This is a genomic window from Pseudomonas sp. UFMG81 (genome assembly GCF_015354575.1).
Lineage (GTDB): Bacteria > Pseudomonadota > Gammaproteobacteria > Pseudomonadales > Pseudomonadaceae > Aquipseudomonas.
Window position 1 is genome coordinate 66,665 of the sequence record NZ_JACAFQ010000009.1, and the last position, 14,448, is coordinate 81,112.

Annotated in this window: 12 protein-coding genes; 9 read left to right on the plus strand and 3 right to left on the minus strand. The window is 66.8% G+C overall.

Going from position 1 to position 14,448, the window contains the following annotated elements:
• Positions 1–20 precede the first annotated feature (20 nt).
• From ydcS to IX761_RS09430, 3 genes are all read right to left on the minus strand, one after another.
• Entirely contained in the window at positions 21–1,163 is a 1,143-nt protein-coding gene (ydcS, locus tag IX761_RS09420) for a putative ABC transporter substrate-binding protein YdcS (protein ID WP_194789324.1), read from the minus strand.
• Between the two features lie 78 nt (positions 1,164–1,241).
• The gene (locus tag IX761_RS09425) at positions 1,242–2,702 is read right to left on the minus strand and encodes a gamma-aminobutyraldehyde dehydrogenase (RefSeq protein ID WP_194789325.1); all 1,461 of its coding nucleotides are present in this window, start codon (positions 2,700–2,702) and stop codon (positions 1,242–1,244) included.
• Positions 2,703–2,797: 95 nt separating this feature from the next.
• Positions 2,798–3,712, minus strand: coding sequence for a LysR family transcriptional regulator (locus tag IX761_RS09430; RefSeq protein WP_194789326.1), 915 nt, complete (start codon positions 3,710–3,712; stop codon positions 2,798–2,800).
• 154 nt (positions 3,713–3,866) lie between these two features.
• On the opposite strand from IX761_RS09430, the gene IX761_RS09435 reads away from it, so the two are divergent.
• The 9 genes from IX761_RS09435 to prfB all read left to right on the plus strand — a co-directional run bounded on the left by IX761_RS09435 (position 3,867) and on the right by prfB (position 14,394).
• Positions 3,867–4,556 carry a tellurite resistance TerB family protein gene (locus tag IX761_RS09435; protein ID WP_194789327.1) on the plus strand — a complete coding sequence of 230 codons (690 nt, stop codon included), beginning with the start codon at positions 3,867–3,869 and terminating at the stop codon, positions 4,554–4,556.
• A 128-nt stretch (positions 4,557–4,684) separates the two neighbouring features.
• On the plus strand, positions 4,685–6,307 hold the full coding sequence (locus IX761_RS09440) for a methyl-accepting chemotaxis protein (protein ID WP_194789328.1): 1,623 nt from the start codon (positions 4,685–4,687) through the stop codon (positions 6,305–6,307).
• Positions 6,308–6,312: 5 nt separating this feature from the next.
• On the plus strand, positions 6,313–6,834 hold the full coding sequence (locus tag IX761_RS09445; RefSeq protein ID WP_194789329.1) for a chemotaxis protein CheW: 522 nt from the start codon (positions 6,313–6,315) through the stop codon (positions 6,832–6,834).
• Positions 6,831–8,075, plus strand: a complete 1,245-nt coding sequence (locus tag IX761_RS09450; RefSeq protein ID WP_194789330.1) for a CheR family methyltransferase — start codon at positions 6,831–6,833, stop codon at positions 8,073–8,075. Before IX761_RS09445 ends, IX761_RS09450 begins: the two co-directional genes overlap by 4 nt.
• Positions 8,072–8,737 carry a chemotaxis protein CheW gene (locus IX761_RS09455; protein WP_228533401.1) on the plus strand — a complete coding sequence of 222 codons (666 nt, stop codon included), beginning with the start codon at positions 8,072–8,074 and terminating at the stop codon, positions 8,735–8,737. The genes IX761_RS09450 and IX761_RS09455 overlap by 4 nt, the downstream gene beginning before the upstream one ends.
• On the plus strand, positions 8,734–11,010 hold the full coding sequence (locus IX761_RS09460; protein WP_194789331.1) for a hybrid sensor histidine kinase/response regulator: 2,277 nt from the start codon (positions 8,734–8,736) through the stop codon (positions 11,008–11,010). The genes IX761_RS09455 and IX761_RS09460 overlap by 4 nt, the downstream gene beginning before the upstream one ends.
• Complete coding sequence (locus tag IX761_RS09465; protein WP_194789332.1) at positions 11,007–12,020, plus strand: chemotaxis response regulator protein-glutamate methylesterase; 1,014 nt, start codon at positions 11,007–11,009, stop codon at positions 12,018–12,020. Before IX761_RS09460 ends, IX761_RS09465 begins: the two co-directional genes overlap by 4 nt.
• A 51-nt stretch (positions 12,021–12,071) precedes the next feature.
• A complete protein-coding gene (locus IX761_RS09470; protein WP_194789333.1) occupies positions 12,072–13,076 on the plus strand; it encodes a response regulator in 1,005 nt (334 codons plus the stop codon).
• Positions 13,077–13,298: 222 nt separating this feature from the next.
• Positions 13,299–14,394 (plus strand): peptide chain release factor 2 gene (gene prfB / locus IX761_RS09475; RefSeq protein ID WP_194789334.1). Its coding sequence is split into 2 segments (ribosomal slippage): positions 13,299–13,370 and positions 13,372–14,394, totalling 1,095 coding nucleotides; the frame shifts between segments, so codons are not numbered across the junction.
• Positions 14,395–14,448: the final 54 nt, after the last annotated feature.

A 14,448-nucleotide genomic window follows, 5' to 3' on the forward strand; every position in this document is an offset into this window, starting at 1 on the left:
ACATCCGCAAACAGGCTTGGCTATCGCCCGCCCATGATTGCGATGTAGTCCTGGGTCCAGCGGCTGTAGGGCACGAACTTGCCGCCCTCGGCCTGCGGGGTCTTCCAGAAGGCGATCTTGTCGAAGTTGTCGAAGCCGTTGGTCTTGCAGCCCTCGGCCCCCAGCAGATCACTGCCGGTGCACGCTGCCGGCACCGCTGGCAACGAGCCGAACCAGGCCGCCACGTCCCCCTGCACCTTCGGTTGCAGCGACCAGTCCATCCACTTGTAGGCGCAGTTGGGGTGCTTGGCCTCGGCGTGCAGCATGGTGGTGTCGGCCCAGCCAGTGGCGCCTTCCTTCGGTACCACGGAAGCCACCGGTTGTTTGTCGGCCTGCAAGCCGTTGACCATGTAGCCCCACGAACTGGTGGCGACCACACCCTCGTTCTTCACGTCGCTCATCTGCACCGTGGCGTCATGCCAGTAGCGGTGGATCAGCGGCTGCTGCTGGCGCAGCAGGTCGAGCACGGCCTTGTACTGCGCCTCGGTCAGCTCGTAGGGGTTCTGGATGCCCAGTTCGGGCTTCACGGACTTGAGGTAGAGCGCCGCGTCGGCAATGTAGATCGGCCCGTCATAGGCCTGCACGCGGCCCTTGTTGGGCTTGCCGTCAGGCAGGTTCTGCGGTTCGAACACCACGCCCCAGCTGGTCGGCGGCTCCTTGAACACATTGGTGTTATACAGCAGCACGTTGGGGCCCCACTGGTACGGGGTGCCATAGGCCTGGCCCTTGACCACGTACCAGGCACCGTCCTTCAGGCGTGGGTCGAGGTTCTTCCAGTTGGGAATCAGCGCCGTGTTGATCGGCTGTACGCGCTTGCCGACGATCAGCCGCAGCGAGGCGTCGCCCGAGGCGGTCACCAGGTCGTAGCCGCCCTTGGTCATCAGGCTGACCATCTCGTCGGAGGTGGCGGCGGTCTTCACGTTGACCTTGCAGCCGGTGTCTTTCTCGAAGCCGGTCACCCAGTCGTAGGCCTTGTCGCTTTCACCGCGCTCGATGTAGCCGGGCCAGGCGATGATATCCAGCTGCCCTTCGCCGGCGCCGACCTGCTTGAGCGGTTCGGCGGCCTGCACGCTGGCGGCGCCGGCCAGCAGGGCGCCGAGCAAAACGGTGGTGTGCACTGACATGATGTTCCCTCTTGTTCGAAATTGTGGTCGGGGCAGTCGTCAAGCAAAGCGGTGTGGCCATTGGCCTGTTGTTGGGGGTTATTCCAGGTGTTCGCCGTGGCGGGCCATGATGTGGCGCACCACGCTGTAGTCCTGCAGCGAATCGCTGGACAGGTCCTTGCCGTAGCCCGAGCGTTTCAGGCCGCCATGGGGCATCTCGCTGACCAACATGAAATGGCTGTTGATCCAGGTGCAGCCGTATTGCAGGCGGTTGGCCACCTGCATGGCCTTGTCCAGGTTCTGCGTCCACACCGACGAGGCCAGGCCGTATTCGGAGTCGTTGGCCCAGTCCACCGCCTGGCTCAGGGTGTCGAAGCGGGTCACCGTGACCACCGGGCCGAACACTTCGCGCTGGACGATCTCGTCGTGCTGCCGGCAGCCGGCGAGCAGGGTGGGTTGGTAGTAGAAGCCCGGGCCCGAATGGACGGCGGCGCCGGTCACCCGCTCGATGTGCGGCTGGCCCAGCGCCCGCTCGACGAAGCTGGCCACCCGGTCGCGCTGGCGCGGGGTGATCAGCGGGCCGATCTCGTTGTCCGCGTCGCGCTTGCCGGCAAAGCGCAGCGACGACACGGCGGCGCCCAGCTCGGCCACCAGGCGGTCGTGGATGCCGGCCTGGGCGTAGATACGGCAGGCGGCGGTGCAGTCTTGCCCGGCGTTGTAGTAGCCGTGGGCGCGTATGCCTTCGACCACCGCTTGCAGGTCGGCATCGTCGCAGACGATCACCGGGGCCTTGCCGCCCAGTTCCAGGTGGGTGCGCTTGAGCGTGCGCGAAGCGGCCTGGAGGATCTTCTGGCCAGTGACGATATCGCCGGTCAGCGAGACCATGCGCACCGCCGAATGGCCGACCAGGTGGCTGCCGACACTTTCGCCGCCGCCGCAGACGATGTTCAGCACCCCAGGCGGCAACAGTGCATTGAGCGCCGGGGCCAATGCCAGGATCGACAGCGGGGTGTGTTCGGACGGCTTGAACACCAGGGTGTTGCCCGCGGCCAGGGCAGGGGCGATCTTCCACGCCGCCATCATGATCGGGTAGTTCCACGGTGCGATGGAGGCGACCACACCCAGCGGGTCGCGGCGCACCATGCTGGTGTAGCCGGGCAGGTACTCGCCGGCCAGCTGGCCGGTCTGGCAGCGCACGGCGCCGGCGAAGAAGCGGAACACGTCGATGGCGGCGGCCAGGTCGTCCTGGCGCGCCAGGTGCAGGGGCTTGCCGCAGTTCAGCGCTTCGAGGCGGGCCAGGTGCTCTTGTTGGCGTTGCAGGGCGTCGGCGATCTCCAGCAGCACACCGGCGCGTTGCTGCGGGGTGGTCCGCGACCAGCTGGCGAAGGCGCGCTGGGCGCCGAGGATGGCGGCTTCGACCTGCTCATGGCCGGCCTCGGCGATGCGCGCCAGAGTTTCACCGGTGGCCGGGTTGAGGATCGGTTCGGCAGGCCCGCTGCCCTCGACCAGTTCGCCATCGATGAGCAGGGCGGTACACAGCGGGGTGGTCGTGCCTGGCATGCTGCGGGCTCTCTGTTCTTGTGTGTGGGCCGTTGAACCAGCCTAGAGCGCCATTACCCCGCCGACAAATTCGAAATACAGAAGGTGGCCTTCGATTAAATCGATGGCCGGCGCCCAGTGCTCGGCTGTTCACGGGCAACGGTCAGGAACGGGTCGACCAGCGCCGGGCGCGCGGTGCCGCGGCGCCAGGCCAGGCCGACGTCGAGGGTCTGGTGCAGGTCGGCCAGGGGCCGCGCTTCGATGATGTCGCCCTCCAGCGACCAAGGGCGGTAAGTCATGTCTGGTTGGATCGAGACCCCAAGCCCGGCCGCCACCAGGCTGCGCACCGCCTCGGTGGACGCGGTGCGCAGGCTCACCTGGGCCTGCAGGCCGGCGCTGGCCCACATGCGCCGGGCGTTGTGCTCCATCTCGTCGACGTTCAGCTGGATCAGCGGCTGCTCGGCCACGTCCGCCAGGCTGATGCTGTCCTGCTCCAGCAGCGGGTGCTGGGCCGGCAGCCACAGGCGGTGGGGCGAGTGGGTGAGCACTTCGGTCTGCAAGGCCATGCGGTCTTCGAGGTTGGAGAGGATCAGCACCGCCACGTCGATCTCGCCGCTGACCAGCAGGTGCTCGATGTATGGGCGTTCGTCTTCGACCACGCGCAGTTGCACATTGGGGTAGGCGCGCTGGAAACGGGTCAGCAGGTCGGCCAGGTAATAGCCGGCCACCAGGCTGGTGACGCCGATGGTCAACTGCCCGGACACCTGGTCGGTGCTCTGTTGCAGGCTGCGCTTGGCGTTGTCGACGGTGGCCAGGATCAGGTGCGCCTGGCGCAGGAACTGGTGGCCCTGGTGGGTCAGGGTCATGCCCTTGGCGTGGCGACTGAACAGCTGCACGCCGATGTCCTGCTCCAGCTGCTGGATGGCCAGGGTGAGGGTGGACTGGGAAATGAACACCGCCTGGGCGGCGGCGGAGATGGAGCCGGTCTCGGCGACGGCGATGAAGTGCCGGATCTGGCGCAGGGTCATCATGGCTGTGTTTCTTATTGGTTTTATGGATGGAAGGCAGTCTAGTTCGTTTTTATCGATTGCTGATGCAACATCTGGAAGCACTTGTCCAGGTGGCGAAGTCGGGCCGTGGTCCTACTCTAGTGGCCTCTTTTTCGTACATGCGAAGGTGTGCCAGATGAATACTCGAGGCCTGCTCGATCAATTGCTCAAGTCCGGCCAGGAACTGCTCGGCAATCAAGCCGGCAAGAGCACCGGGAGCAAGCCCGGTGCCAGCTCCAGCCTGAGCAGCCTGCTGACCGGTGCCGGTGGCGGCGCCCTGGCGGCCGGTGCCATGGGCCTGTTGCTGGGCAACAAGAAAGCCCGCAAGTACGGCGGCAAGGCGCTCACCTACGGTGGCCTGGCCGCCCTTGGGGTACTGGCCTACAAGGCCTATGGCAACTGGCAGGCACGCCAGGGCGAAGGCAACGTGCAACCGCAGACCCTCGATCGTCTGCCCCCGGCCCAGGCCGAGCAGCACAGCCAGGCGGTGTTGCGGGCATTGGTGGCGGCGGCCAAGTCCGACGGCCATATCGACGAGCGCGAACGCGCGCTGATCGAGGGCGAGTTCACCCGCCTGGACAGCGACCGCGAACTGCAGCACTGGCTGCACGCCGAGCTGAACAAGCCGCTGGACCCGGCCGAAGTGGCCCGCGCTGCGCAAACCCCGGAGATGGCCGCCGAGATGTACCTGGCCAGCGTGATGATGGTCGACCAGGAGAACTTCATGGAGCGTGCCTACCTCGACGAACTGGCCAAACAGCTGCGCCTGGACCCGGCGCTGCGCCAGGAACTGGAGAGCCAGGTCAGGCTCGCGGCCGGGCAATGAACCGGCCATTGGCCATTCAAGCCGGCAGGAACGCCTGAATAGCGCTGCATTCAGCCGCAAATACGCAGGAAGCCTGGGCTATACTTCGGCGATTTTTCCCGCTCGTATTGAATTCCTGAGGGCTGAATGTGAAGAACTGGACCTTGCGCCAACGGATCCTGGCAAGTTTCGCCGTGATCATCGCCATCATGCTGCTGATGATCGTGGCCGCTTATTCGCGGCTGGTGGCGATCGAGTCCAGCGAAGAAGCGGTGGGGTCCGACAGCATTCCCGGCGTCTACTACAGCTCGATGATCCGCAGCGCCTGGGTCGACAGCTACGTCACCAGCCAGCAGCTGGTGGGGCTGTCGAACCACCGTGAAATCACCACGGCCGACATGGAGCTGTTCAAGAGCTTCGACGAGCGCCTCAAGCAACACATGGCCAGCTACCAGGGGACCATCCGCGACAAGGACGATCAGCTCGCCTTCGACGAGTTCACCAAGCTCGAAGAGGGCTATGTGAAGATCGTCGACCAGGTGCTGGAAACCTATCGGCAGAAGAACTACGTCGAAGCCCAGCGGCTGATCGCCGACGTGCTCACCCCGGCCTGGGTGGACGGGCGCAAGCACTTGAACGGGGTGATCGAGCGCAACCGCGAGTCGGCCGATGCCGCCACCAACGAGATCGTCAGCGCCGTGGCCACCGCCAAGGGCAGCATGATCGTTTCGCTGCTGCTGGCCATCGTCGCCGCCGGGGTCTGCGGCTTGTTGCTGATGCGCGCGATCACCGCGCCCATGCAGCGTATCGTGCAGGCGCTCGACGGCCTGCGCTCGGGCGACCTGAGCATGCGCCTGAGCCTGGACCGCAAGGACGAGTTCGGTGCCATCGAAGGTGGCTTCAATGAAATGGCCGAATCGCTGGCCGGGCTGGTGTCGCAGGCCCAACGCTCCTCGGTGCAGGTGACCACGTCGGTCACCGAGATCGCCGCCACTTCCAAGCAGCAGCAGGCCACGGCCACCGAGACCGCCGCTACCACCACCGAGATCGGCGCCACGTCGCGGGAAATCGCCGCCACCTCGCGTGATCTGGTGCGCACCATGACCGAGGTCACCTCGTCCGCCGACCAGGCCTCGAGCCTGGCGGGCTCCGGCCAACAAGGCCTGGCGCGCATGGAAGAGACCATGCACCAGGTGATGGGCGCCGCCGACCTGGTCAACGCCAAGCTGGCGATCCTCAACGAGAAGGCCAGCAACATCAACCAAGTGGTGGTGACCATCGTCAAGGTCGCCGACCAGACCAACCTGCTGTCGCTCAACGCCGCCATCGAGGCGGAAAAGGCCGGCGAGTACGGCCGCGGCTTCGCCGTGGTGGCCACCGAGGTGCGCCGCCTGGCCGACCAGACCGCGGTCGCCACCTACGACATCGAGCAGATGGTGCGCGAGATCCAGTCGGCGGTGTCGGCTGGGGTGATGGGCATGGACAAGTTCTCCGAGGAGGTGCGCCGCGGCATGTTCGAGGTGCAGCAGGTGGGCGAGCAACTGACCCAGATCATCCAGCAGGTGCAGGCCTTGGCGCCGCGCGTGCTGATGGTCAACGAGGGCATGCAGGCCCAGGCCACCGGCGCCGAGCAGATCAACCAGGCGCTGGCCCAGCTCAGCGATGCCAGCACCCAGACCGTCGAGTCGCTGCGCCAGGCCAGCTTCGCCATCGACGAACTGAGCCAGGTGGCCGCCGGGCTGCGTGGCGGTGTGTCGCGTTTCAAAGTCTGACGCCGATGACCGACCTGGCCCCCCAAGAGGACCGCGCGCCCGGCGCCAAGGGCACGCTGTACCTGCAATTTCGCATCGCTGCGCAGCGTTTCGCCCTGGATGTGCGCGAAGTGATCGAAGTGCTGCCGCGCCGTCCGCTCAAGCCCATTGCCCAGGCCCCGGCCTGGGTCGCCGGGGTGCTGGCCCATCGCGGCACGCTGGTGCCGGTGATCGATGTGTCGGCGCTGAGTTTCGGCGTGGCCGCAGCCTCGCGCGGCAGCACCCGCCTGGTGCTGGTGCACTACCGGGGTGACCCGCTGCGCCCGCAGTTGCAGCTTGGGCTGCTGCTGGAACAGGCCACCGATACCCTGCGTTGCCGGCCCGAAGAGTTCCAGCCTTATGGCCTGGATAACGCCGAAGCGCCTTATCTTGGCCCGGTGCGCCAGGACGCGCAGGGGATGTTGCAGCGCATCCGGGTGGACGACCTGCTGCCGAGCGCGGTGCGTGAGCTGTTGTATCCGGCCGAGCCCGGGCAGGTGCCGGCATGACCGGGGAACGCTTCTTCCGCTTCCTGCAGGCGCGCATCGGCCTGGACGTGGAGTCGGTCGGTGCGCCAATGATCGAGCGTGCCCTGCGCCAGCGCTGTGTCGCCGTGCAGGCGGCCGACCTGGACGACTACTGGTTGCGCTTGCAGCAGTCGGTGACCGAGCAGCAGGCGTTGATCGAGGCGGTGATCGTCCCCGAGACCTGGTTCTTCCGCTACCCCGAATCCTTCACGGCATTGCTGACCCTGGCGCACAAGCGTGTCGCCGAGCTGGCCGGTGCCCGGCCGCTGCGGGTCCTCAGCCTGCCATGCTCGACCGGCGAAGAGCCTTACTCGATCGCCATGGCCTTGCTCGATGGCGGGCTCGCGGTGGACAGCTTCCGTATCGATGGCATCGACATCAGCCCCAGCTCCGTGGCCAAGGGCGAGCAGGCGCTGTATGGGCGCAACTCGTTCCGTGGCAGCGACCTGGCATTCCGCGAGCGGCATTTCAGCGTGGAGGGCGAAGGCCATCGCCTCGACCCGCGCGTGCGCCAGCAGGTCAGCCTGCAGGTGGGGAATGTGCTGGACCCGGCACTCGGCGAGCGCGAGGGGTTTTACGACTTCGTGTTCTGCCGCAACCTGCTGATCTATTTCGACGTGCCGACCCAGCAGCGGGTGTTCGAGGTACTCAAGCGCCTCACCCATGCCCAGGGCGTACTGTTCATCGGGCCGGCCGAGGGCAGCCTGTTGGCGCGCCTGGGCATGCGCCCGCTGGGGATCGCCCAGTCGTTCGCCTATGTACGGCAGGACGCCGTTGCGCCGGTGCCCGCGGAAAAACCGTTGCAGGCCATGCGCCCGCTGGTACCGCCGCCAAAGGTCGTGCCATTGCCCGCGCGCATCACTCGGCCAGCGGTATCGCCCCCGCCGCCGGCAGCGCCGCGCGAGAGCGAACCACAACTGCTGGCCAGCATCGCCCAGCATGCCAACGCCGGCGAAAGTGCGCAGGCACGGGCCGTGTGCGAGCGCTACCTGCGCCAGTTCGCGCCCAAGGCGCAGGTCTATTACTGGCTGGGGTTGCTCAGCGACACCGAGGGCGATGCCGCGCAGGCCATCACCCATTACCGCAAGGCGCTGTACCTGCAACCGCAGCACGAGGAGGCCCTGGCGCACCTGGCTGCGCTGCTGGCCTCGCAAGGCGATCAGGCCGGCGCCCAGCGCTTGCAGGCGCGCGCGGCACGGGTTGGCCGGGAGCCTGAACGATGAGCATGGGATACGACATGCAACTGATCGCCCACGATGACCAGGTCATCGACGATTGCTGGAACCGCATCGGGGTCCACGGCAACAAGCAGTGCCCGGTGCTGGAGCGGCATATCCATTGCCGCAACTGCGAAGTCTATGCCGCTGCCGCCACCACCCTGCTGGACCGCTACGCGCAGGTGCTCGACGAGCCGCTGGCGCTGGCGGCGGTGGAGGAGGGCGCGGTCGGCCGCTCCCTGCTGCTGTTCCGTCTGGGCGAGGAGTGGCTGGCCCTGGCCACCGCCTGCCTGGCCGAGATCGCCCCCTTGCAAGCAGTGCATTCATTGCCCCATCAGCGCTCGCGCGTGCTGCTGGGCGTGGCCAACGTGCGCGGCGCGCTGGTGCCGTGCCTGTCGCTGGCCGAACTGCTCAACGTGCCGGGGGAAAGCACCAGCGAGCGCGGCGGGCGGGTCATGCCGCGCATGCTGATCCTGGCCGCCGAGGGCGGGCCGGTGGTGGTGCCGGTGGACGAGATCGACGGCATCCATCGCCTGGACCCTGCGCAGATGCAAGACGGCCGCGACGCCGCGCACTTCACCGCGGCGGTGCTGCAATGGCGCGACCGCAGTGTGCGGGTGCTGGATGAGCAACACCTTCTGCAAGCTGTGAAGCGGAGCCTGTCATGACCCCGGAGCAAATGCGCGACGCTTCGTTGCTCGAACTGTTCAGCCTGGAAGCCGAGGCCCAGACCCAGGTGCTCAGCGCAGGGCTCATGGCCCTGGAGCGCAACCCCGCCCAGCCCGACCAGCTCGAAGCCTGCATGCGCGCGGCCCATTCGCTCAAGGGCGCGGCGCGAATCGTTGGTATCGACGCGGGCGTCAGCGTCGCCCACGTGATGGAAGATTGCCTGGTGGCCGCCCAGGAAGGCCGCCTGCTGCTCCGCCCTGAGCATATCGACGCGCTGTTGCAGGGCACTGATTTGTTGATGCGCATCGCCACGCCCGGCGATCAGGCCGGCGAAAGCCTGGTGCCGGCGTTCGTGGTACAGATGGCCGGGTTGTTGGAGCAGGCGCCGCTCGCCGCGCCCTTCGTGGCGCCCCCCGCGGTGCCCGCGCAGCTGGCGCAGCAGAACAAACCTGAGCCCGAGCCCGAAGCTGTCGCCGAGCAGGAGGCCGAGCCGCTCGCCGTGCCCAAGGCTGGCAAACGCGGCGCCGAGCGGGTGCTGCGGGTCACCGCCGACCGCCTGAACAGCCTGCTCGACCTGTCGAGCAAGTCGATGGTCGAGACCCAGCGCTTGAAGCCTTACCTGGCCACCTTGCAGCGCCTCAAGCGCATGCATGGCCAGGGCATGCGCGCGCTGGACGGGCTGAAGGCGCAGTTGGAGGACAGCGGCCAGGGCCCGGAAGTGCTCGAAGCCCTGGCCCAGACCCAGCAACTGCTGGCGGAGACCCAGCGGATACTGCTGCAGCAGGCCACCGACCTCGACGAGTTTGGCTGGCAGGCCAGCCAGCGTGCCCAACTGCTGTACGACACTGCCCTGGCTTGCCGCATGCGCCCGTTCGCCGATGTGCTGACCGGGCAGAGCCGCATGGTCCGCGACCTGGGGCGCTCACTGGACAAGCCGGTGCGGCTGGTGGTCGAAGGCGAAAAGACCCAGGTCGATCGTGATGTGCTGGAAAAACTCGAAGCGCCGTTGACGCACTTGCTGCGCAACGCCGTCGACCATGGTATCGAACTGCCCGAGCAGCGCCTGCTGGCGGGCAAACCCGCCGAAGGCAGCGTGCGCCTGCGTGCCTCGCACCAGGCCGGCATGCTGATCCTCGACCTCAACGACGATGGCGCGGGCATCGACCTTGAACGCTTGCGCCGGAGCATCGTCGAGCGCGCGCTGTCGCCGGCCGAGACCGTGGCGCAGATGAGCGAGGCCGAGTTGCTGACCTTCCTCTTCCTGCCTGGCTTCAGCCTGCGCGACACCGTCACCGAGGTGTCTGGGCGCGGTGTCGGGCTGGATGCGGTGCAGCACATGGTGCGCGAGCTGCGCGGCTCGATCGAGCTGACGCAAGTGGCCGGGCAGGGCTGTTGCTTCCACCTGGAAGTGCCGCTGACCCTGTCGGTGGTGCGCAGCCTGGTGGTCGAGGTCGGTGGTGAGGCCTACGCCTTCCCCTTGGCACATATCGAACGCACCCTCGACGTGCCGGCCGAAGCCATCGTGCAGATCGAGGGGCGCCAGCACTTCTGGCACGAGGGCCGGCACATCGGCCTGGTCGCGGCCAGCCAGCTGCTCAACCGGCCGGCGGCGACCGACCAGGGGCAGGGCTTGCGGGTAGTGGTGATTCGCGAGCGCGACCAGCTCTACGGCGTGGCGGTGGAGCGCCTGGTCGGCGAGCGGGTGCTGGTGGTGATGCCGCTCGACCCGCGCCTGGGCAAGGTCCAGGACATCTCTGCCGGAGCCCTGCTCGACGATGGCTCGGTGGTGCTGATCGTCGATGTCGAAGACCTGCTGCGCTCGGTGGACAAGCTGCTCAGCACGGGGCGCCTGGAGCGCATCGAACGCGGTGGCAAGGGTGGCCGGGAGCTGGCGCGCAAGCGCGTGCTGGTGGTCGACGACTCGCTCACCGTGCGCGAGCTGCAACGCAAGCTGCTGGGCAACCGTGGCTACGAGGTGGCCGTGGCGGTGGATGGCATGGACGGTTGGAACGCCTTGCGCAGCGATGATTTCGACCTGCTGATCACCGACATCGACATGCCGCGCATGGACGGCATCGAACTGGTGACCCTGGTGCGCCGCGACCACCGCCTGCAATCGCTGCCGGTGATGGTGGTGTCGTACAAGGACCGTGAAGAAGACCGGCGCCGTGGACTGGATGCCGGCGCCGACTATTATCTGGCCAAGGCCAGCTTCCATGACGATGCGTTGCTGGATGCCGTCGAGGAGCTGATTGGGGGTGCACAAGGATGAAGATCGCCATCGTCAACGACATGCCCATGGCCGTGGAGGCGTTGCGCCGGGCGCTGGCCTTCGAGCCGGCGCACGAGGTGGTGTGGGTCGCCGGCAACGGTGCCGAGGCGGTGCAGCGCTGCGCCGAGCAGACCCCGGACCTGATCCTCATGGACCTGATCATGCCGGTGATGGATGGCGTCGAGGCCACCCGCCGGATCATGGCCGAAACGCCCTGCGCCATCGTCATCGTCACGGTTGACCGCAAGCAGAACGTGCACCGCGTGTTCGAGGCCATGGGCCATGGCGCCCTGGATGTGGTCGACACCCCGGCGCTGGGCGCCGGGGACGCCCGCGAGGCGGCGGCGCCGTTGCTGCGCAAGATCCTCAACATTGGCTGGCTGATCGGCCAGCAACGGCCCAGCGCGCTGCGGGTGGTGTCCGCGCCGCTGCGTGAATCATCCCAGCGCCGTGGCCTGGTGGCCATCGGCTCGTCGGCCGGCGGGCCGGCGGCGCTGGAGGTGCTGCTCAAGGGGCTGCCCAGGGCATTCCCGGCGGCCATCGTGCTGGTCCAGCACGTCGACCAAGTGTTCGCCGCCGGCATGGCTGAATGGCTCAGCAGCGCCAGCGGCCTGCCGGTGCGCCTGGCCCGCGAGGGCGAACCACCACAACCGGGCCAGGTGCTGCTGGCCGGTACCAACCACCATATCCGCCTGCTGAAGAACGGCGAGCTGGCCTACACTGCGGAGCCGGTCAACGAAATCTACCGGCCCTCGATCGATGTGTTCTTCGACAGCGTGGCCCGCCACTGGACCGGCGATGCGGTGGGCGTGCTGCTCACCGGCATGGGCCGCGACGGTGCCCAAGGGCTCAAGCTGATGCGTCAGCAGGGCTTCCTGACCATTGCCCAGGACCAGCAGAGCAGCGCGGTGTACGGCATGCCAAAGGCCGCCGCGGCGATTGACGCAGCGGTGGAAATTCGCCCGCTGGAACGCATTGCCGGGCGCCTGATGGAATTCTTTTCGAAATGACGATATGTATTGAGTCGCGCCGCCTGGCCGGCAGTGAACGGGTGACTACGGATGACTGATCTACCGATCGAAGGCTTCACCACCATCAACGAAAGCGCGGCGATGGTCCTGCTGGTCGACGATCAGGCGATGATCGGCGAAGCGGTGCGGCGTGGGCTGGCCCACGAGGAAAACATCGACTTCCATTTCTGCGCCGACCCGCACCAGGCGGTGGCCCAGGCCATGCGCATCAAGCCCACGGTGATCCTCCAGGACCTGATCATGCCGGGCCTCGACGGCCTGACCCTGGTGCGCGAGTACCGCAACAACCCGGCCACCCAGGACATCCCGATCATCGTCCTGTCGACCAAGGAAGACCCGTTGGTCAAGAGCGCGGCCTTCGCCGCCGGGGCCAACGATTACCTGGTCAAGCTGCCCGACACCATCGAACTGGTGGCGCGCATACGCTACCACTCGCGCTCGTACCTCACGCTGTTGCAGCGCGACGAGGCTTATCGGGCCTTGCGGGTGAGCCAGCAGCAGTTGCTCGACACCAACCTGATGCTGCAGCGGCTGATGAACTCCGACGGCCTGACCGGGCTGTCCAACCGTCGCCACTTCGACGAATACCTGGAGCTGGAATGGCGCCGGGCGATCCGCGAGCAACAGCAGTTGTCGCTGCTGATGATCGATGTCGACTATTTCAAGGCGTTCAACGACAGCTTCGGCCACCTGGCCGGAGACGAGGCATTGCGCCAGGTGGCCGAGGCCATCCGCGGCAGTTGCTCGCGGCCCAGCGACCTGCCGGCGCGCTATGGTGGCGAGGAGTTCGCCCTGGTGTTGCCCAACACCTCGCCGGGTGGGGCGCGGCTGGTGGCCGAGAAGCTGCGCCAGACCATCATGGGGCTGAACATCGCCCACACCGTGCCCGAGGCGGGTTCCTACCTCACCGTGAGCATCGGCCTGGCGACCCTGACGCCGGCTGTCGGCAGCCATTGCCGCCAGTTGATTTCGGCGGCGGACAAGGGGCTGTACCAGGCCAAGAACAACGGCCGTAACCAGGTGGGGATTGCCTGAGCGCGTTATTTGAACGCTTGCGCAGTCCCCTGTAGGAGCGGCCTTGTGTCGCGATGGGCCGCAAGGCGGCCCCGGGATCTCAGTGTTAAAGCAGCTATCGCCAGGGCCGCTGCGCGGCCCATCGCGACACAAGGCCGCTCCTACAGACGGATCTGCCGCCATGCCACAGACTCGGGTATACTCGCGGGCTTTTCACCGAATTCGCACGAGAGCTGCCCGCCCATGGAAATCCAACCGATCCTGAACACCATCAAGGACCTCACCGAGCGTTCCCAGTCTATTCGGGGGTATCTTTGACTACGATCACAAGCATGATCGTCTGGTCGAAGTAAACCGCGAGCTGGAAGACGCCGCCGTCTGGAACAAGCCCGAGTACGCCCAGGCCCTGGGCCGCGAGCGCGCCATGCTGGCGCAGGTCGTCGAAACGCTCGACAAGCTGGCCAACGGCCTGGGCGACTGCAAGGACCTGCTCGACATGGCCGTCGAGGAAGGTGACGAAGCTGCCGTCAGCGATGTCGTGACCGAGCTGCAAGGGCTGGAGGAATCCCTCGCCCTGCTCGAGTTCCGTCGCATGTTCAGCGGCGAGATGGACCCGAACAACGCCTACCTGGACATCCAGGCCGGCTCCGGCGGCACCGAGGCCCAGGACTGGGCCAACATCCTGTTGCGCATGTACCTGCGCTGGGCCGACAAGCGTGGCTTCGACGCCACCATCATCGAGCTGTCCGAAGGCGAAGTCGCCGGCATCAAGGGCGCCACCGTGCACATCAAGGGCGAGTACGCCTTCGGCTGGCTGCGCACCGAGATCGGTGTGCACCGCCTGGTGCGCAAGAGCCCGTTCGACTCCGGCGCCCGTCGCCACACCTCGTTCTCGGCGGTGTTCGTCTCGCCCGAGATCGACGACAAGGTCGAGATCGAGATCAATCCGTCCGACCTGCGCATCGACACCTACCGCTCCTCCGGCGCGGGCGGCCAGCACGTCAACACCACCGACTCGGCGGTGCGTATCACCCACGTGCCGACCAACACCGTGGTGGCCTGCCAGAACGAACGTTCCCAGCACGCCAACAAGGACACCGCCATGAAAATGCTGCGGGCCAAGTTGTACGAGCTGGAAATGCAGAAGCGCAACGCCGCCTCGCAGGCCCTGGAAGACAGCAAGTCGGACATCGGCTGGGGCCACCAGATCCGCTCCTACGTGCTGGATGACTCGCGCATCAAGGACCTGCGTACCGGCGTCGAGCGCAGCGACTGCCAGAAGGTGCTCGACGGCGACCTCGACGAGTACCTGGAAGCGAGCCTCAAGCAGGGGCTGTAATCCGCACACCACCGCCGCGATACCGGGCCTTCGCCCGTATCGCGTGCCCTGCCC